This is a genomic window from Alkalinema pantanalense CENA528 (genome assembly GCF_050753345.1).
GTDB lineage: Bacteria > Cyanobacteriota > Cyanobacteriia > Leptolyngbyales > Leptolyngbyaceae > Alkalinema > Alkalinema pantanalense.
Window position 1 is genome coordinate 1 of record NZ_JBLZFX010000049.1, and the last position, 18,415, is coordinate 18,415.

Below are 18,415 nucleotides of genomic sequence, written 5' to 3' on the forward strand. Positions count from 1 at the left end.
TATTCGCTAATATCGTTCACTTGCTTTCCCTGCTGTCGTAGTCGAATCGCTTGCTGGCGCAGGTAATCTTGCGTTTCGATGCTGAGATGTCGGGCATCCGGTTTATCCATCACAAACCTCCTTGTACCTCTATCCTGATCATAGCTCCACTTTAATTGTCTTTCGCCTAATACTTTATTGCCGAGGTAATAGGATTGATTTCATCAGCATACCGCAGAAGTTTTGAGGGGTAGCAATACGCACTAAAAATATAACTAGCGAATGAAATGGATAAAGACTATTAGGCTGACCCTCTAAAAATTAAGAAATTCAAAAAGAAACCGTTTAACTATGTAAATTGAAAACTAGAAAAATCTGTTGCTTTAACTAGAAAATCTACAGTTTTTTGATATTTCTCACCCGTAAAGAGGGGTATGTAAAAGTTAAGTGCTGGTTGGGTTTGAAATGAATCATTAATTATGACAGTTAAACTGCTCAATTTTTTCTTCGAAAACAGGTCAAATATTACAAAGTTAGCGAAAAGAATAATTATTAGTCAATCCACCCTAGGAGTGATATAGAAACTAAAAGGTGAGTAGAAATTTTTTGAATATGTTGTCTGCATATTTATTTGCTATGCATTTGTTAAATACCCGTTAATCTCTATTTTCAATCTGTATTGTCTGAATTGTTCTCAAGGAAAATCTCAAAAATTGGCCATAATTGAATTCAAAAAGCGAATGAATCCATTTTCTGATTAGAAAGTGTCAGGTTTGATGATGACAGAAAATCACATGGCTATTCCTGTTAGTTTCCATAGGAAAATTATTCACGAAATAAATTTTCATGAAATAGAGATCGAATAAAAAGTAAATGCAGAAAAATAAACGGCTATGTTGTGCAGGGCTGCCTATAGTAATTAAATGGCTTAAGGTCGCTATTATCGAGTCTAAAAATACCTGGTGTAGCTTTAATCAACTGACCAAAATCAGTTGCTGACAAGGGGAGTCGACATCACAATGGTGTCGTTACTTCTAACTAGTACCTTCTCGATAGAAAATTCTACCGATATCCTGAAGTGCTGTCAATTGATCATTGCGAAACTTGAGATATTACGTCCAAGAAAACATAATCTTTTTGTGTGAAAGAAGAATTATAAGAAAATACTTTTTTAGCTCGAAGTGTCGATCGCTGTGTCGATCGCTCAAAGTTCTCAGGTATTTAGTCAACTAGGGGGTTTAGCCCTGAGGGCGTCAAACCAGTCAGTATTTCTGGAACGATGTACGGGGGATGAACTGGCTACCTGGACTGGCTATATTGCAGAACTGGCTATATTGTTTTACGACTAATTCCCACAATTTAATCTCCCCTGACCCATCCCGACCTAATTGGCCCAAATTTCCGTTGAGTTGAATCGGATTAAATTTAAGGCATTTGTGTAGGTGCTTGTAGCGTTGGGACTTGAGCAATAGGGGCGTTGGTTAGTGCTATGAAAAAGTGTGATTCTCGATCGCTGGGGCTTTGGAGGATTTAGAGGATCTAAGTTCTCGATCGAGGACTCTATCCATGATCCATGCAGTGGGGATCGGATGATTCTGAAATTGCAGCCATTGTGCAAATTGTGTAACAACGGTAAATCCTTGGTAAATCCGTGTTAGAGGCAGCTCGAGATGGCTCCTATTGAGAATCGCTAACGGTGTCTTGCTGTTTTTTCTCCGGAATCTATTGACCGTTAGATGGTGGATGGCAGAAAAAGCCTTGGCGCATCACAGCTAGCCGGATAAGCTACCGTTCCAAATCTCTACACCAACACGATCGAGATACTCTAACGCTGCACGAATTTGAGAAGCTTCTCCCTCTAACATCAAATCAAACCAACCGCCACCACGAGCCTTTTGATCCAGGATGGCTGCCTTGATATTGACCATCAAGTCATAGTCCGTAATGAGCTGATAAATGACGGGTTCTTGATGGAGTGTTTGGGGAATTTGAATCCGAATGGAATGTTGCATGACGGTTATCTGTAAGGCTATCGAGGATTGGATCGATAGATTATTAATCTACGATAAGTCGGTCGGAATACCGTTGTTTATGTCTTCTCATACTAAATGAGGTCACTGAGGACGTCAATAGTCAAAACCCAATTTTCCGATCGGTAAACCGGGGTTTATGGCAAAATCGGTGACAAGTCTTATGGAAGGGGGATTCTGGGGCATTTGCGATTGAGACAACTTTAAACTTGTTGACTAAAAGAGTATTCCAGTCCCTCAAAACGAAGTGTTACTAGGGAAAAGCAGCGAGTATCGTAGAGGAACGTCTTGCAGGATGTTGCTGAGGCGTATTCTGTGTCTTGCCATTGCTTAACCATGATGAACTGGAAATCCAATCCCAAAACAGTTCAGCGCCTAGGACTGCTTCTACTAATCGGATCCGGCCTCGAAGTCCTAGCCCGCATTGGCGGTGAATTTCTCTGGTTCCAGGAGGTGGGATACCTCACACCCTGGTTACAGCGCACCCTGACGCAGGGTGGGATTGGGCTCATTGTCTTTGGAGTAACCGCTAGCTATCTACTGGCTAACCTACGTCTTGCCCGTCGCTGGAAATATCCCGATCTACCCCCCGTGCAACCTCGCTTTCCAACGGCGGCCAGTCCCCAGCCCATGCCACCCGATCGATCCATTCAACCGACCTCTCTACGGTGGCCTATCCTATTTCCCTTGGCTGGGGGGGCTAGCTTGGGAATGATCGCGCTCCTATGGCATTACGGCAATATTGCCTTCCAGGGTTTGTACCAGGCAGCCTCTGATCAATTTTTAAGGGTGCCTACCCGTTTTCAGCCAGAAATTTTAGGGGCAATTCTGACCCAAATGATTTCCCACGATTGGGCGATCTGGCTCAGTTTAGGAAGTATTGTAGCCATTTTATGGCAGCCTCAACGGGTCTTAAAGGGATTGGCGATCGTTCTATCGGCGATCGTGGCGCTCATTCTATCTCAGCATTGGGATAAGTTTTTGCAAGCCTTCTATGCCCATAGCTTTAACGTACAGGATCCCGTTTTTAATCAGGATTTTTCATTTTTTATTTTACGTTTACCGATCGCGCAGTTATTTGAATTTTGGTTGACGGGTTTAGCGTTCTTTGGATTTGTCTCCGTTGCATTGGTTTATCTGCTCTCCGCTAATAGTTTAAGTGAAGGCAAATTTCCAGGATTTTCCTGGTCACAAAAGCGGCATTTATACGGTCTCGGTAGCGTTCTCATGGGGGTTGTCGCCTTGGGTTATTGGCTCAGCCGCTATGAGTTACTGTATTCTTCACGGGGGGTTACCTTTGGCGCAAGCTACACTGACCTGACTGCCCAACTGCCTGCGGATACTTGGTTAAGCTTACTGGCTGGAGCGATCGGACTTTATTTTCTTTGGCGTGCTTGGTTTTGGCCGCAGGAACCGTCTAGTCGGCGGCGCGTGGTTTATCTCATTGGAGTATATTTGGCATTAGCTGCCTTATTGGGACAAGGATGGCCTGTTCTGGTTCAGTCGTTAGTGGTGCAGCCCAACGAGCTAGCGCGGGAACAGCCTTATATTAAACGCACGATCGCGCTGACCCGCAAAGCCTTTAACTTAGATAATATTGAGGTGCAGCCGTTCAATCCCCAGGGCAAGCTAACGAAAGCCGATCTAAAAGCCAACGATTTGACGATTCGCAATATTCGGCTGTGGGATGAACGACCTTTGTTGGAAACCAATCGCCAACTGCAACAGATTCGATCGTACTATCGCTTTCCCGGCGCTGACATTGATCGCTACGAGATTTCTGAAACGACCACTCAATCTACGGTAAATTTATCGGCAAAACCATCAACAAAACCATCGGAAAAAAAATTAGAAAGCTCATCGGTCAAATCATCAACGACCTTATTGGAAAGCCGAGAACAACGACAAATTCTGATTGCAGCGCGGGAACTGGATTATGCCGGAGTGCCGAAGCAGGCACAAACCTGGGTCAACCGGCATTTAATTTATACCCATGGCTATGGCTTTACCCTCAGCCCGGTTAACACTGTTGGGGGAGGGGGTTTGCCGGAATATTTTGTCAAAGATTTAGGTGTGGGTCCCGGTGGTTCCCTTTCCACCTCCAGCGAAGCGATTCGGAACAGTATACCGATCGGGCAACCTCGGATTTACTACGGTGAACTGACCAGTAACTATGTCATGACCGGAACGCAGGTGCGGGAGTTGGATTATCCCAGCGGGAGTGACAACGTTTACAATACCTACGATGGGCAGGGGGGCATTCAAATTGGCATGGGCTGGAAGCGCTGGTTATTCGCCAAATACTTGAATGATTGGCGGATGGCGATTACCCCTGAATTTTTGCCGCAGACGCGCTTACTCATGCGGCGGAACATCCACGATCGGATTCAAGCGATCGCGCCGTTTCTTCGCTACGATCGAGATCCCTATTTAGTCGTTGCAGATGTAAATGCTGCTACGACCCAGACTTCCAATCCAGACGTTTCCTCCAAGCAATCTCCTAACTATCTTTACTGGGTGATTGATGCTTATACGATCAGTGATCATGCACCTTACTCAGATCCGGGAGACGATCAAATTAACTACATTCGCAATTCTGTTAAGGTTGTGATTGATGCCTATAACGGGTCTGTTAATTTCTACATTGCCGATCCGACTGATCCCGTTATTCAAACCTGGGCAAACATTTTTCCAACCTTGCTGAAACCTTTGACAGCAATGCCAGAACCCCTGCGACAACATTTACGGTATCCGATCGACTTTTTTAACATTCAATCTAAACGCTTGATGACCTATCACATGACCGATCCCCAGGTCTTTTATAATCGGGAGGATGAATGGCAAATTCCCACGGAAATTTACGGCGATAAACCTCAACCCGTTCAGCCCTACTATCTCATTACCAGTTTGCCCACGGAACCCTTTGAGGAATTTCTCTTACTGCGCCCCTTTACCCCGCGCCAACGTACCAATTTAGTGGCTTGGTTGGCAGCGAGATCGGATGGTGTGCATTATGGTAAATTGCTGCTCTATATTTTCCCGAAGGAGCGGTTAATTTATGGGCCGGAGCAGATTGAAGCCCGGATTAACCAAGATCCCGTCATTTCCCAGCAGATTTCCCTCTGGAATCGTCAAGGATCCCGCGCTATTCAAGGGAACTTACTGGTCATTCCGATCGAGCAATCGCTCCTCTACGTCGAGCCTTTGTATTTGGAAGCCACCCAAAATAGTTTACCGACCCTTGTGCGAGTCATTGTGGCCTACGAAAACCGAATTGTGATGGCTCCCACGCTCGATCAAGCCCTTAAAGCTCTATTCCAAGCCCAGAAACCATCGCAACCCCCATCACAATCGACGATCATACGTCCAGTAGAGCCACCGAACCAACCGTAACGACTAGCGTAATGACTATGACACGATCATTCCTATTGCATGACTATTGCAACGTGACAGCAGCACATTGAATCGGTAATACTTCCTCCAGGGTCAATGCGCGATCGGTGGTAATGTGACCATCGCAGCAAACGGTGCTGAAGAAAATGGGCTGTCCCAATTGCTCCGAAAAATGTCGTTCTAACAGTAAGCGCGAGGTAATATCACCGAGCAACTCTGAAATATCTTTGGACAGAGGGGTTTTATCATCTTGGTGGGTGACTCGGTAGGGAAAGGTCGTTTCTCCAACAATCCGTTTTACCGCTTGGTCAAAGGCATCAGGCTGGAGATCGAGAAAAGCTTGAGCCTGCTGCGCAAGAAATTCATAGGCTGTGGGAAACCGTTGACGAATATTGTCGAGGTGATCCTGGGTTAAATACACCTGTCTTGCAGTTTGACAATCCATAAGCAATGAACCCTGAAAATAATGTTGATTAGGAGTATCGACAATCCATCAATACTGGCAATGTTGCTAAGTCAATGGACAACTTAATCGAAAATGAGAATCCGTGAGAACACAAATTCATGGAATGCATTCTTCGATCGTGCATCGTTGCTTTTCTTAGCATTTGTTAACTCCTCACCCAAATCTCCCAAAAATCGACAGAATAGTGGCTGGAGTGAAACCATCCTGATAATATGGGAATGATTATCATTCCGCAACTGTTCACTCAAAAACGCTTACCTAACGTTTCCCGGTGGTGTCCCTATGGTATCTAGTACAACGGCGTCTCCTACAAGCCAGACTTCGGTTCCGGTCACAGTTCTGACCGGGTATCTTGGTGCGGGCAAAACCACTTTGCTGAACCGCATTCTGACCCATGAGCACGGCAAAAAAGTGGCAGTGATTGTCAATGAATTTGGCGAAGTGGGGATTGACAACCAGTTGGTGATTGATGCGGATGAAGAAATTTTTGAAATGAATAACGGCTGCATCTGTTGCACTGTCCGAGGGGATCTGATTCGGATTATCGGCAATTTAATGAAGCGGCGGGATAAATTTGATCATTTGGTGATCGAAACGACGGGATTAGCCGATCCGGGGCCCGTGATTCAAACGTTTTTTGTGGATGAGGATGTGCAGGCGCAAACGAGCCTTGATGCGGTCGTCACGGTGGTAGACGCCAAGCACATTCACCAACACTGGGACGCCGACGAAGCCCAGGAACAAATTGCCTTTGCTGACGTGGTTTTGATTAATAAAACCGATTTGGTCTCACCGGAAGCCTTGGCGGATTTAGAGCAGCGCATTAAGGCCATGAACGCGATCGCGAAGGTCTACCATACCCAAGATGCGGCGGTGGACATGGATGCGATTTTAAGCATCGGGGCCTTTGACCTTGATCGGACATTGGAAATTGAACCGGGGTTTCTCACCGAAGAGCACGAGCACGAGCATGACGACTCGGTGGGTTCCGTGGCCTTGGTGGAACCGGGAGCCGTGGATGCAGAGCGGTTGAATACCTGGTTGAGTCACCTACTGCAAACCCAAGGGCCGGATATTTTTCGGATGAAGGGGATTTTGAACGTCGCCGGGGCCGATCGCCGCTTTGTCTTTCAGGGAGTGCATATGCTGTTTGATGGCAGACCCGATCGGCGGTGGAAACCGGAAGAAGTGCGAAAAAACGAACTGGTCTTTATCGGACGGAACTTGAATGAAATGCAACTCCGTGAAAGCTTCCAAGCCTGCTTAGTTTCATGACCCAAACTAGATTGATTAACGTTATTGCAATCGCAATGTTAAGTGAATGACAGCATTTAATCTGCAATGGCAGACCATGCTAACGGATTACATTACGGCGATCGCTTGGTCGCCTAATTTGTCTAGCCTAGCAGCCGCGTCCGCAGCGGGAGACGTATTATTTTGGCCGGACTGTAAAGATTCAACGCCCATTGCGTTATTATCTTCCCAAGAACGCACGATCGAGGGATTAGCCTTCTCCTACGACGGACAGTTCTTAGCCGCAGCGGGACAGGCGGGAACCGTCTATCTATGGCGCACCCAAGACGTGACCCAGCCCGCCCTGACCCTTGACGCTTCCGGGCAGTGGATTGAGCAGCTTGCTTGGAGTCCCACTGCAAACTTATTTGCCTTTAGCGTTGGTAAAGCAGTTCAGGTCTGGGATCTCGATCGTGGGGTAAAAGTCGCTACGTTAGCCTTCGATCGATCCTCCGTTCTCGATTTACATTGGCATCCCAAGGGCGAATATTTAGCCATTGCAGGCTATCGGGGCGCTAGAATTTGGGCCGTAAACAATTGGCAGCAGGAAGCCCCAGCTTTGGAGATTGCATCGGCAACACTCGCCCTACGCTGGTCACCCGATGGTCAATATTTAGCCGCTGGAAACTTCGATCGGACGATTACCGTTTTGCCCTGGGGCGAGCGCGATCCTTGGCTGATGCGCGGTTTTCCAGGCAAAGTCCGTAAGCTCGCTTGGTCAATCCCGGCCATGGCCGGGGAAGCTCCTGTCTTGGCCTCCGTCAGCGCAGAAGGCGTCGTTCTCTGGGAGCGGGAGGCTGAGGGCGGCTGGGCTGGGGACGTGGTGGATTTGCACGAAGGCACGGTGTTAGACCTCGCCTTCCATCCCCACTGGCCGATGCTGGCCTCTGCGGGGCAAGATGGAGTGGTGCGGCTCTGGACTCCGTTGGATGGGGCGATCGCGCCACTAGCGGGTGCCGCCCAAGGCTTGACCCACCTCGCTTGGCAACCCACCGGAGATCGCTTAGCGGCAGGGGGACAGGCCGGAGAACTCTTGGTTTGGGCCATCAACGATGCGCTTCTGGATTCCTAAGCTCTGGTAAAGAGGCTACAGAACCCTTTCCCAAAAGTCCGCTACTTGAACTTGAAAAAATCTGCCTGTAGAAGCGATCGATAAAGACTAAACAAACCGCCGTTAAAATATGCCAAATAGCATGACCTTGCAACCAATGCAGATCAGGGTTACAAGTGATGCGATATAGATCGAAAGACCACATTAAAAATGCGGCTGCGAATAGCGTGATAATAATCCAGAAATCTTGATAGCTCGCCGTTTTACCTTTCAGATATAGATATATTTCCGCCACAATCGTTGCTGCAAGTTCAAGACCAAAAATCGTCCGTCCCCACTGCAACGAGATTCCTAAAAATAATGTCGATCCCAACACCCCACCCAGCCACATCCAAGGAATCCCATGGATTGGGATCATCCCCGATCGCGTACAATTCAGTACCAAGACCCAATTTGACAAAAGAAACATGGACAATAAATCCAAGAATTGCGCCGAGGGTGTATAGGCTGCATGGTAGGCAAAGGATGCCAGACCGAGCAGAATTCCGATCGGGCCTAAAATCTCCACAAAGCCCTTAGATTGATCAGGATTTGCTTTATCCGGGTGTCTCACACATAATCCAATACCCACCAGACTGTAAGCCAGACTAGACCAAGCATTAGCAGGCTCCATAATCCAAGCGCATACATGGGCTTCACAAAATTGAGGGGCAGGATGCTGGAACTGATGCCATGGGCAGAGAACTGTTAATAATTGTGGGAGGGATAGGGCGATCGTTGAATCTCCAAGGGATATCATCGTTGATGGGTTGGAGGGTGAGAGGGTTGGAGGGTGAGAGGGTTGGAGGGTTGGAGGGTTGGAGAGATAGGGGATTTTGTTGCTTAGTCAATCCTCGATCATGGTATAGAAATGTTGTTAGCTCGCAGAAAAATTATCAGTTATCCGTTGGCTGTTGCATTGCTCTGATCAATTGTGTACCAGAGCCGGATAACTGATAATGACGTTCATTAAAACTAGTTGTGGGTAACTAGATTATCGATTACTCGATCGGGGTCGATGTTGTGGTCAATCATTAACCTACAGGTTACGATTGATTGTCGCATTGTATTTCTTACCGACTTTATTGCAGGTTGGAAAGTTGACATCGCTGTCCGTTGCTTCAAAGTTGATCCACTCTCCGTACAGTTGTACTTTGTAATGAACTTTAATCTTGGTTAAGTCATCATTTTCAGCATTCTCAATATTTTCACCGTCGCGCACGACGTAGTTGGCTGCACCCGCTGGTACTTCCTGGTCTTGGAAATCCTCATTGAGCCAACGACCTTCCTGGTTTGACCACAGTTCAAATTTTTTGACAGTGATAGGAACTGCTTTGCCATTGTGGGTCACGTTATTCGTCACTGTAAAGATAGCGTCTTTACAAGCACTCCCTAAAGCCTGGGCTTTTTGCGGTTGGATGGTCAAAGGCGCAAACAAGGTTAGCAAAGAAGCTGCACTCAATACCAATGCTTGAGAAGAAATTCTGGGTTTCATGATTTTGAACCTCACTAGTCATTTAAGATTTGCAGAGAAATAAGAAAAGTATTCAACCCAGTAACTAGGGTTTAACGAGATCCTTGGGATCGATCGCGGCGATCGGCTTGCCCGTACCCGGTTGAGTTAGACTGGTTTGGGACTCTTTGAACTCTTGAAACACTTCTTTGCAGAAGGGAATGGGATACTTTTCTGCGCAATATTTCTTGACTTTCTCGCGACATTCCTGCCTTGCTGCGGGCGTATCAAGGCTCTGACAGTATTCCAGCTTAGAAACAATGTCCTGCTTGGCTTCCGCTGGCCCTGCAAAGGCGGGAAGTGTAACCGCTCCCACACCCAGTCCAAACAAACTCATGGTTAACAAAGGTAATGCAACAAACTGTTGTTTCAATGTCAGTTGTGTGTTCATCGTTTCAACTCCTAATGGATTGATAACTCCATTACAACCAGCCCAAAGTTGAGTTTGTGGATAGGATAAAGGTGGCTTTGGGTTGACTTTGAGGTAACTTCGGGTTGATCAGTGGCATTTTTTTGGACAGTAGAATTGGTACAGTGGAATCAGTTTCGTGCTTCTGTCTCGTGCTTCTGTCCCGTGCTTCTGTCTCCTGTCCTATGCTTCATTTCGTGCTCTGTGAGGCCAAGCTGCTATGCCCCGATCGCTCAAAGTTGCACCAGACCAACTTCCCAAGGTTCATCTGGCTATTCAGCGCAAGGGCTACCCCAGCCAAAAACAATTTGCTGCCGATGTGGTGCCATCTCTTTCTACCGTTAAAAAATTTCTAAAAGGAGATGCGATCGACTACGAAAACTTTCGCGAATTGTGTGACAAGCTTGATTTGGATTGGCAGGAATTAGTCTGTATCCCAGAAAATATTTCCTTAGTGTCAACCCTGCCACAATTTGAGGGTGAGGGGGAATTGTCTCCCTTTAACCCTAGTTATCCAGTGGCCCATCCAGCAGGCTTTTTTGGGCGATCGCGGGAACTGCACCGCTGTTTTGGCTTACTCAAATCCCGGCCCTTGCAAAATATTGCCATCATCGGCGCAAAAAAAAGCGGCAAAACTTCACTCCTCAAACACCTCGCCCAAATTACGGTCACACCGCCTCAGCAATTACGATCGGATCAAAAATCTGACTGGCTCCCCAATCCAACGCAATATAAATGGGTCTTTGTCGATTTACAAGATCCTCGCTTAGGCAGTCGAGACGGGCTGTTTAAACATTTACTCAGGGCGATCGGTCTAACGATTGACACCTGCGATTTGGAACAATTTATGGATTTGATGAGTACCCATTTGCAGCAACCGACAGTGATTTTGCTCGATGAGATCGATGCGGTGTTGAAACGGGACTGTGACCTGGACGATCTGTTTTGGGAAAGCCTGCGATCGTTGGCGTCTCACCACAGCGGGGGGCATTTGGCGTTCATTCTCACCAGCCGCGAACATCCCACCCACCTGGCAGCTCATACCGGGCACAGTTCGCCCTTTTTCAATATTTTTGGCTATGCCCCCATTCTCGGAGCCTTAGCAGAATCCGACGCCAGAACCCTAGTGCAAAGTTCGCCCTTGCCCTTTGCGCCAGACGATATTGATTGGATTATTACCCAGAGCGAATGTTGGCCGTTTCTGTTGCAACTGTTGTGTCAATGTCGCCTGGAAGCTTTACAACATCCAGAATTAGAAGAAACCTGGAAACAGGACGGACTCGAACAGCTTAAGTTTTATCTTCAAAAATAATTGCATCCCGGTTCCTAGCAATTCTTTCAGCGCTATCATTCCATACTTCGCAGCAGACCATGACCCGCCGCATCACCGCTTCCCCACCCCTGGCCGCTGGATTTCCTGCTTCTCCCCAACTCTTGGCCAATGGGCTTCTGGCCACGTTGCAGGTATTGACTTGGTTGTTCCTGCGCCCGTCCGCTTGGCAGTTTTATGTCGCCCAAATTCACCCTAGCCTCCAGCTACGATCGAACTTCTGCTTAGCACAGTTACCACCGGAAGCACGGCGTCACCCAAAATTGCGGCGCTTATGTTGGCTAGAATTTGTCATCTTGCCCGCAATGATTGGTCTGCTCCTCGCGATCGTGCTGGGATTTTTGGGCGAACCCGGTCGCAATCTCATGTTTGGGGTGGCGGTGGGGGTGTCTGCTTGTGTGGGCTCGGGACTGATTGGTGCCATGGTAATCAGCGTTGCCGCCAGTTGGATGGCCGCTTTGGTGGGGGGACTGGTGGCGGGCATCATTTACGGCTTATTGGGGCCAGATAGTATAGTCGGTTTCAGTACTGGATTGGGAGCTAATCCCGAAAACTTTCGGTATGTTGTGGGTGCTATGTTGCCGCCTATTCTGATGGCGAATCTTCCCAATGGAGTTGCAGCGAGCATTGCGATTAACGTAGATGTTAAAACCACCGCAGAACGATCGATCGGGCGACAGTTGGGGGGGATGCTGTTGGGCTTGTTGGGGAGCGCGCTGGTGTTGGCGTTGGTCGGTGGGGCAGTGCGCTATCTTTTGCCCTGGTTATTGTGGTGGCAACTGCCCGGTTTGATGGCTCCTGGCCTGAAAACCATTGTCAATCGACTGACATTAGGTGTCATTCTGGGGGGACTGTTTGGCATTCTTTTAGGACGGCAGACCCGCCAATCTTGCCGTAATCTCCCGTTTAGCATCCTCGCCGGCCTCGTCTTTGCAATTACAACGCACCACGCCTATGGATCTAGCTTTCCGGGGATTTTAGGTTTGGCGATCGGCAGTGGTAATGCTGTCTTACTATCGATGTTATTTGCATTAGCTTATAACCTAACCGCTGCTATTGCCGATATACAGACGGGTGCCATTACAGGTGCATTGGCAATTAGTGCCATTCACACCGTCTTTGTCAGTGTTATGTCTGGATATCCTCTGTGGCAGCCACTATTGCTTAGTATTCTTTGTTTGGGAGCGGGTCTGACCCTAAGTCAATGGTTTCCAGTGTTCCTCTATCCATTGGAACAGGTATGGAATCAATTGCTCTATCGCTTGGATGAGCGACAGTTTACCGATCTATCGATGAATGAGCGATCGGTCAAAGCAGCAACATTACAGCGAGATTATTTACGATGGCATAGCGTCTTTTGGGATGAGCAACAGATCCTACCGCTGTGGGGCTTAGATCGACACTTGGTTTTACGCATGACCGCCCTGCCCCAATCCACCCAACCGGCGATCGCCCACATCAGCACAGGCTACCAACGCTGGGCGGCACGGGAGGCCCAAATTGAACTCGATGCCCGCCGTTTGGAACAATGTCAAGATATGGTAGCCATTGCTCAGTTACATCAGCAGTGGTCGATCGGGGAGTCACCGGATGAGGTTACCCAATTGCTGCGGGGCTTTCGGCGGCTGAGCCAAGATGCTCAAGCCGTACTCAATCAAGCTAGTTTGTATAATCAACGGCTATTACTCAGTCATTTGCTGGAGCAATTAGAGAGTTTTGCACGGGAGTTAACTCGGAGCCAAACTTCTACAGCACCTCGATTTCGCCCAATTTTACAAACCTGGCTCACCGTTGTCGAAACCTACCAAGCCACGATCGCGCAGCAATCTGCCATCAGCCAGGAAATTGAGTCACCGTACATTGTGGGCATTCCCCTCACCCAACAACAGGAAATTTTTGTGGGGCGGCAGGATGTGAGCGCTCAAATTGAACGACTTTTGCGAGAACAACGTTACACCTCGCTGCTGCTGTACGGCCAACGCCGCATGGGAAAAACCTCTCTCCTCAATCACCTGGGTCGCCTGTTGCCCACGCAAATCGTGCCCTTATTCGTAGACCTACAGGGGCCAGCCTCGATCGCCCGTCACCATAGCGGATTTCTCTACAACTTGGCAAAGGGCATGATTCAATCCGCCCAGCAGTATCGCCAGATTGCCCTGCCACCCCTGCCACGAGAGGTCTTAGAAGCAGATCCCTTTACGGTGTTCGATGAATGGTTAGATAGCGTGGAACACCGGATTGCTCCGGCAACGGCGCTGCTGATGTTAGATGAGTTTGAAGCGTTAAATCAAGCGTTGGTTGCGGGTCGGTTTGAAGTGCCTGCAATTTTGGGCATGCTCCGCAATCTGGTGCAGCATCGATCGCAATTTCGTGTGTTACTAGCAGGAACCCACACCCTAGAAACCTTTCAGCAATGGTCGAGTTATTTAATTAATCTCCAGGTGATTCATTTGAGCTATCTCCATCGATCGGCGGCTCAGCAATTGGTAGAACAGCCGGTTCGCAATTTTTCCCTCCGCTATGCCCCCGAAGCCACGGAGCGGATTCTGCAACTCACCCGAGGCCATCCGTTTTTGATTCAACTGATGTGCAGTGAAGTGATTGCGCTGAAGAATGAGCAGCCCCTCGTCGATCGCGGGTGGGTGACGCTGGCGGATGTGGAAGCGGCGATTCCGCAGGCTCTCACCCATGGCAGTTTCTTCTTTGCGGATATTGCCCAGAACCAAATCGCACCGGATGCAGCAACCTGGCTCTCTCAGTTGGCTGTGCAGACATCAGCCTCTGCACTCGGTACTTCTGAACCCATCCTCTCTAGTGCCCTAGGCGATCGGCTGGTTAAGCAAGAACTCCTCGAACTGACGCCAAAAGGCTATCAATTTCAGGTGGAGCTGATTCGTCATTGGTTTGTCGCATATCGTGATAATTTTTAACGAATTTCATCCTGTTATTCATCGCATTTCGAGACAGACGATATAATCCAAGTACGGTTCTACCTCTTTTATGGGGAATGACTCGACATTTAACACATGATGTTTAACACATGATGTTTAACACATGATGTTTAACACATGATGTTTAATATGATGTTTAATATGATGTTTAACACATGATGTTCCAAGCATCATTAGCTGAAGTCAGTTGATCTGGAGAAGCCTTGATCTGGAAAAGACGATCGGAGCTAGATTTTCTAACAATCAGCTTCTTCAGTAAGTAACTTCGCTAATTCTGCGCTCAACGTGCTCTATTTGCAGTTTTCAGGAATGTTTCTTATGTCCATTGATTATTCTAAAGCTTTAAGATATGCGACCCTTAGCCAAGAAGTTTATCAAAACTTTAACGGTCTTCAGTTTAGTGGAATCACGACCTCACCAGTCTTGATTAACCAATCGGATACGGATACTCAATGTGCGCTGCTGCTCGATCAATCTAGCCTCACGATCGTGTTTCGAGGGAGTGAATCCGATGTGGACTGGGAAACTGACTTCGACACCAAACAAGAGCGCGTTGAGTTTGACCAAGAAGTCATTCGGCAACAAATTGCCGGAGACCGCAAGCAAGTCTATCCCTATGAGAATGGTAAGGATTCGGGTGCTTTAATGCATTGTGGGTTTGTACGCGCTTACATGTCCGTGCGCGATCAAATCCATGACTATTTGAAAACCCATGATGTTACGGCTGTAACCACGACGGGGCACAGTCTTGGGGGAGCCTTAGCGACCCTCTGCGCAGTGGATTTACAGTACAACTTCCGTTATTTAACGATCGAAACCTACACGTTTGGTGCGCCGAAGGTCGGAAATGATAAGTTCTGCGAATCCTTTAATCGTCGCGTGCCCGATAGCTATCAAGTTGTGAATGGTATGGATCTTGTTCCGGAATTGCCCCGGTGGTGGCAGGGCTATCGATCGGTGGATCGAGAATTCCGCATTGGTCAGCGGTGGAGTTGGCGATTTATTAGCCAGCGCTTTAAGGATCATGCGATCGGTTCTTACATCGACATTCTTAAAACATTCAGCCAGTAAAAACACTTCGGCAGTCTTGTTAGCATTCCTGGGTTTCCGTTGCCATCTCTACTTCTACACTTTCTAAGAGGATCTCCTGGGCTAGGGGATCCTGGATGTCATCCAGTGCAGTAATGTCTAACTGTGCATGTTCCGCAACAGTACCCTGGGCGGCTTGTTGAAAGTGCGATCGAAAATGTTCCGGTGTCAAATGGGACAGTGCACCGATCTGAACTTTGATGCTGGTGGCTCGAATTCCCTGTTGCTCCAGCACAATGGTCTGAATGGTTTCAATCAAGTTTTTGAGGAGACTCGCCTCATGCATGATTCGATTCCTGGTTTGATTGCTCTAAGTGTAAACTATTTAACTCAGTCAGCATTGCTTGAATAATTGCTTCGATCGCGGGTTCCACCTCCGTAGATAATCCGATTCCCATTGCAAAGTCTTTGCCTTCAATGCCCCACAGGATCAGTTCTGGCGGAAGTTGCTGGAGCGATCGCGCCAGTTCCACAGCCTCCGCCACACTAAAGGCATGGGTTGAGTAATGGAAAAAGGCGGTTGGAACCGTGGTTTGGTGGGCGGCAATGCGATGAATGGTGCCTGCCGCTGCCCCCGAAGCCACTGCATCAAATAGATAGACCCGATCGAAGCCCTGCCATGCCTCCATCAGTGCGGCCCCCTCCCCCGAGGCTTCGATCGTGGTAATGGATGCAAGCTGGGGAGGCAGGCGCGATCGCAGCGATCGTACAATCAGCAATCCCACCCCATCGTCTTGCCGAAACTCATTCCCCACACCGATTAGAAGAATCTGCATTATGGCTCCCGATCGACTTCTAATTTTAAAAAGTGAGTCGAACAGGAAATACAGGGATCATAATTGCGAATCACCTGCTCACACTGTGCCCGCAGTTGGTCATCGGGTAAATCTAAAGAACGATCGACAAATTGCCACAGATCCGCTTCAATCATCGATTGATTCTGGGAGGTGGGTGGCGTAATCCGTGCGTCTAAAATGTCGCCCTGGGCATCTACACGATAGCGATGGCAACAAATGCCGCGCGGGGCTTCCGTACAGCCATGGCCCATGCCAGCTTGCACGGTGTAATTCACCACAGGTTCCGCGATCGGCCCATGGGCATCCCGATCATAGGCTGCAATTAATCGTAGGGCTTCCTCCGCTGCAAATAGAACCTCGATCGATCGCACAATAATGCTCTTAAACGGATTGCGACAGGTGCCTGGTAATCCAGCGGCCTGAGCCGCCGCCTTGGCACGGGGAGTCAGTTGTTCAAAATTGAGATTGAACCGAGCCAGTGGCCCGACTAAATAATGCCCTCGCTCTTTCAGTACCGCCTGAAGCGCTGTGGAATGGGGGACATGACGCTCTTCAAAATGATCCAAAAATGCTGAAATCGGAATCTCTAAGCCCCGATTGGAAATCAGTTGGCCTTCCGTAATCGCGTAGTCCGTCGGGTGGTGGAGGGCCACAAATTCATAGTCCTGCTCGAAGTCGGGAAAGGGCAAGGTCGCAGCCCATTGTACCGTTGCTTCCGCTGCCTCACAGGCCCAATTTAAGTCATCCACTAGCGATCGTAACTCCGCTGCCGTTGGTAATTTATAAAATCCACCGACCTGTAAATTAATTGGATGAACCTCCCGACCACCAATCAATGACAGAATATGATTACCGATTTTCTTCAACCGCAATCCCCGTTGCACTAATTCAGGATAGTCCTTAGCCATCGCGATCGCGCTGTCATAGCCCAGAAAATCCGGTGCATGGAGCATAAAAATATGTAAACTATGGCTCTCCATCCACTCCCCGCAATAAATTAAGCGTCGGAGCAAACGAAAGCTGGGTGGAACTTGTAGGCCAAAGGCATCCTCCATCGCCTGAATGGCCCCTAACATATAGGCGATCGGGCAAATGCCACAAATCCGCGCGGTAATATCTGGGGCTTCGCTATACTTGCGCCCCCGCAAAAAAGCTTCAAAAAAGCGGGGTGGTTCAAAGATTTTAAATTGAACTTCCTTGACCTTGTTATCCCGCACCTTGACGTAGAGTGCACCCTCGCCTTCCACTCGGGCTAGGTAATTGACTTTGATGGTTTTACGGCTCATGGCGATCGCTCTCCTTTCGGAAGGCTTCAGCGTAGGCATTAAAACTGCGGTAGGCTCGCACCAAATCCACTTCACTCACCCCGAGCTTTTGCCATTCTTGGCTGAGGGCATGGGTATTCGGACTTTCCATGGGGCCGTAGCAGCCGTAGCAGCCCCGGTGATAGGTGGGACAGAGGGCGTGGCATCCTGCCTGCGTAACTGGGCCGAGGCAAGGCGTTCCATGGGCCACCATGACGCAGAGATTCCCCCGTCGTTTACATTCCACGCAAACGCTGTAGGTGGGAATATTGGGTTTACGATCGTGGAGAAAGGCATTGATGACTTCTAATAACTGGTATTTGTTAATGGGACAACCCCGCAACTCAAAGTCAACAAAGACATGATCGGCAATGGCAGTGGATTTATTCAGGGTTTCAATGTAATCCGGTCTGGCATACACGATCGAAATAAATTCTTTCACATCTTTGAAATTGCGTAGCGCTTGGATGCCGCCGGATGTGGCACAGGCTCCGATCGTAACCAGATGTTTCGAGACCCGCCGCACTTGGTGAATACGTTCCGCATCGTGGGCCGTGGTAATTGAACCCTCCACCAAGGATAAATCGTAGGGGCCTTTCATTTCTGTACTCGACGCTTCCAAAAAATAGGCCACTTCAACTTCTGCGGTCAGCGCCAGCAATTCATCTTCACAATCTAAGAGGCTCAGTTGACAGCCATCGCAGGAAGCAAACTTCCAGACAGCGAGTTTGGGCTTATGGTAAGGTTTGGGAGCCATGGCAATTTTTTAAA

The 18,415-nt window shown here is 48.3% G+C and carries 15 protein-coding genes; 6 read left to right on the top strand and 9 right to left on the bottom strand.

Going from position 1 to position 18,415, the window contains the following annotated elements; genetic code table 11:
* Positions 1-1,751: 1,751 nt before the first annotated feature.
* Positions 1,752-1,991 (bottom strand): NIL domain-containing protein, encoded by a 240-nt coding sequence (locus ACN4EG_RS16110; RefSeq protein WP_431630917.1) that lies wholly within the window; start codon positions 1,989-1,991, stop codon positions 1,752-1,754.
* A gap of 354 nt (positions 1,992-2,345) precedes the next feature.
* Here ACN4EG_RS16110 and ACN4EG_RS16115 point away from each other — a divergent pair, with 354 nt between their 5' ends.
* Positions 2,346-5,402 (top strand): UPF0182 family protein, encoded by a 3,057-nt coding sequence (locus ACN4EG_RS16115; RefSeq protein ID WP_431630919.1) that lies wholly within the window; start codon positions 2,346-2,348, stop codon positions 5,400-5,402.
* 43 nt (positions 5,403-5,445) lie between these two features.
* Here the strand turns inward: ACN4EG_RS16115 and ACN4EG_RS16120 are convergent, their stop codons facing one another.
* Positions 5,446-5,847 (bottom strand): hypothetical protein, encoded by a 402-nt coding sequence (locus ACN4EG_RS16120; RefSeq protein WP_431630921.1) that lies wholly within the window; start codon positions 5,845-5,847, stop codon positions 5,446-5,448.
* Between the two features lie 303 nt (positions 5,848-6,150).
* Here ACN4EG_RS16120 and ACN4EG_RS16125 point away from each other — a divergent pair, with 303 nt between their 5' ends.
* The gene (locus ACN4EG_RS16125; protein ID WP_431630922.1) at positions 6,151-7,143 is read left to right on the top strand and encodes a CobW family GTP-binding protein; all 993 of its coding nucleotides are present in this window, start codon (positions 6,151-6,153) and stop codon (positions 7,141-7,143) included.
* Between the two features lie 46 nt (positions 7,144-7,189).
* Positions 7,190-8,233 carry a WD40 repeat domain-containing protein gene (locus ACN4EG_RS16130; RefSeq protein ID WP_431630924.1) on the top strand — a complete coding sequence of 348 codons (1,044 nt, stop codon included), beginning with the start codon at positions 7,190-7,192 and terminating at the stop codon, positions 8,231-8,233.
* Here the strand turns inward: ACN4EG_RS16130 and ACN4EG_RS16135 are convergent.
* The 3 genes from ACN4EG_RS16135 to ACN4EG_RS16145 form a co-directional block, all read right to left on the bottom strand.
* Complete coding sequence (locus tag ACN4EG_RS16135) at positions 8,208-9,011, bottom strand: ceramidase domain-containing protein (RefSeq protein WP_431630925.1); 804 nt, start codon at positions 9,009-9,011, stop codon at positions 8,208-8,210. The genes ACN4EG_RS16130 and ACN4EG_RS16135 overlap by 26 nt on opposite strands.
* A 279-nt stretch (positions 9,012-9,290) precedes the next feature.
* A complete protein-coding gene (locus ACN4EG_RS16140) occupies positions 9,291-9,746 on the bottom strand; it encodes a hypothetical protein (RefSeq protein ID WP_431630926.1) in 456 nt (151 codons plus the stop codon).
* A 64-nt stretch (positions 9,747-9,810) separates the two neighbouring features.
* Positions 9,811-10,155, bottom strand: coding sequence for a hypothetical protein (locus tag ACN4EG_RS16145; RefSeq protein WP_431630928.1), 345 nt, complete (start codon positions 10,153-10,155; stop codon positions 9,811-9,813).
* Between the two features lie 238 nt (positions 10,156-10,393).
* Here ACN4EG_RS16145 and ACN4EG_RS16150 point away from each other — a divergent pair, with 238 nt between their 5' ends.
* From ACN4EG_RS16150 to ACN4EG_RS16160, 3 genes are all read left to right on the top strand, one after another.
* Positions 10,394-11,485, top strand: a complete 1,092-nt coding sequence (locus ACN4EG_RS16150) for an AAA family ATPase (RefSeq protein ID WP_431630929.1) — start codon at positions 10,394-10,396, stop codon at positions 11,483-11,485.
* Between the two features lie 59 nt (positions 11,486-11,544).
* Positions 11,545-14,433 carry an AAA family ATPase gene (locus ACN4EG_RS16155; RefSeq protein ID WP_431630930.1) on the top strand — a complete coding sequence of 963 codons (2,889 nt, stop codon included), beginning with the start codon at positions 11,545-11,547 and terminating at the stop codon, positions 14,431-14,433.
* A gap of 339 nt (positions 14,434-14,772) precedes the next feature.
* Positions 14,773-15,525, top strand: coding sequence for a lipase family protein (locus tag ACN4EG_RS16160; protein WP_431630932.1), 753 nt, complete (start codon positions 14,773-14,775; stop codon positions 15,523-15,525).
* 19 nt (positions 15,526-15,544) lie between these two features.
* Here ACN4EG_RS16160 and ACN4EG_RS16165 read toward each other — a convergent pair whose 3' ends face one another.
* From ACN4EG_RS16165 to ACN4EG_RS16180, 4 genes are read right to left on the bottom strand one after another with little or no spacing between them, the layout of a single operon-like run.
* Complete coding sequence (locus ACN4EG_RS16165) at positions 15,545-15,829, bottom strand: hydrogenase/urease maturation nickel metallochaperone HypA (protein WP_431630933.1); 285 nt, start codon at positions 15,827-15,829, stop codon at positions 15,545-15,547.
* Positions 15,822-16,319, bottom strand: a complete 498-nt coding sequence (locus ACN4EG_RS16170) for a hydrogenase maturation protease (RefSeq protein ID WP_431630934.1) — start codon at positions 16,317-16,319, stop codon at positions 15,822-15,824. The genes ACN4EG_RS16165 and ACN4EG_RS16170 overlap by 8 nt, the downstream gene beginning before the upstream one ends.
* Positions 16,319-17,626, bottom strand: a complete 1,308-nt coding sequence (locus ACN4EG_RS16175) for a Ni/Fe hydrogenase subunit alpha (protein ID WP_431630935.1) — start codon at positions 17,624-17,626, stop codon at positions 16,319-16,321. The genes ACN4EG_RS16170 and ACN4EG_RS16175 overlap by 1 nt, the downstream gene beginning before the upstream one ends.
* Positions 17,616-18,401 carry an NADH-quinone oxidoreductase subunit B family protein gene (locus ACN4EG_RS16180; protein ID WP_431630938.1) on the bottom strand — a complete coding sequence of 262 codons (786 nt, stop codon included), beginning with the start codon at positions 18,399-18,401 and terminating at the stop codon, positions 17,616-17,618. The genes ACN4EG_RS16175 and ACN4EG_RS16180 overlap by 11 nt, the downstream gene beginning before the upstream one ends.
* Between the last annotated feature and the right edge of the window lie 14 nt (positions 18,402-18,415).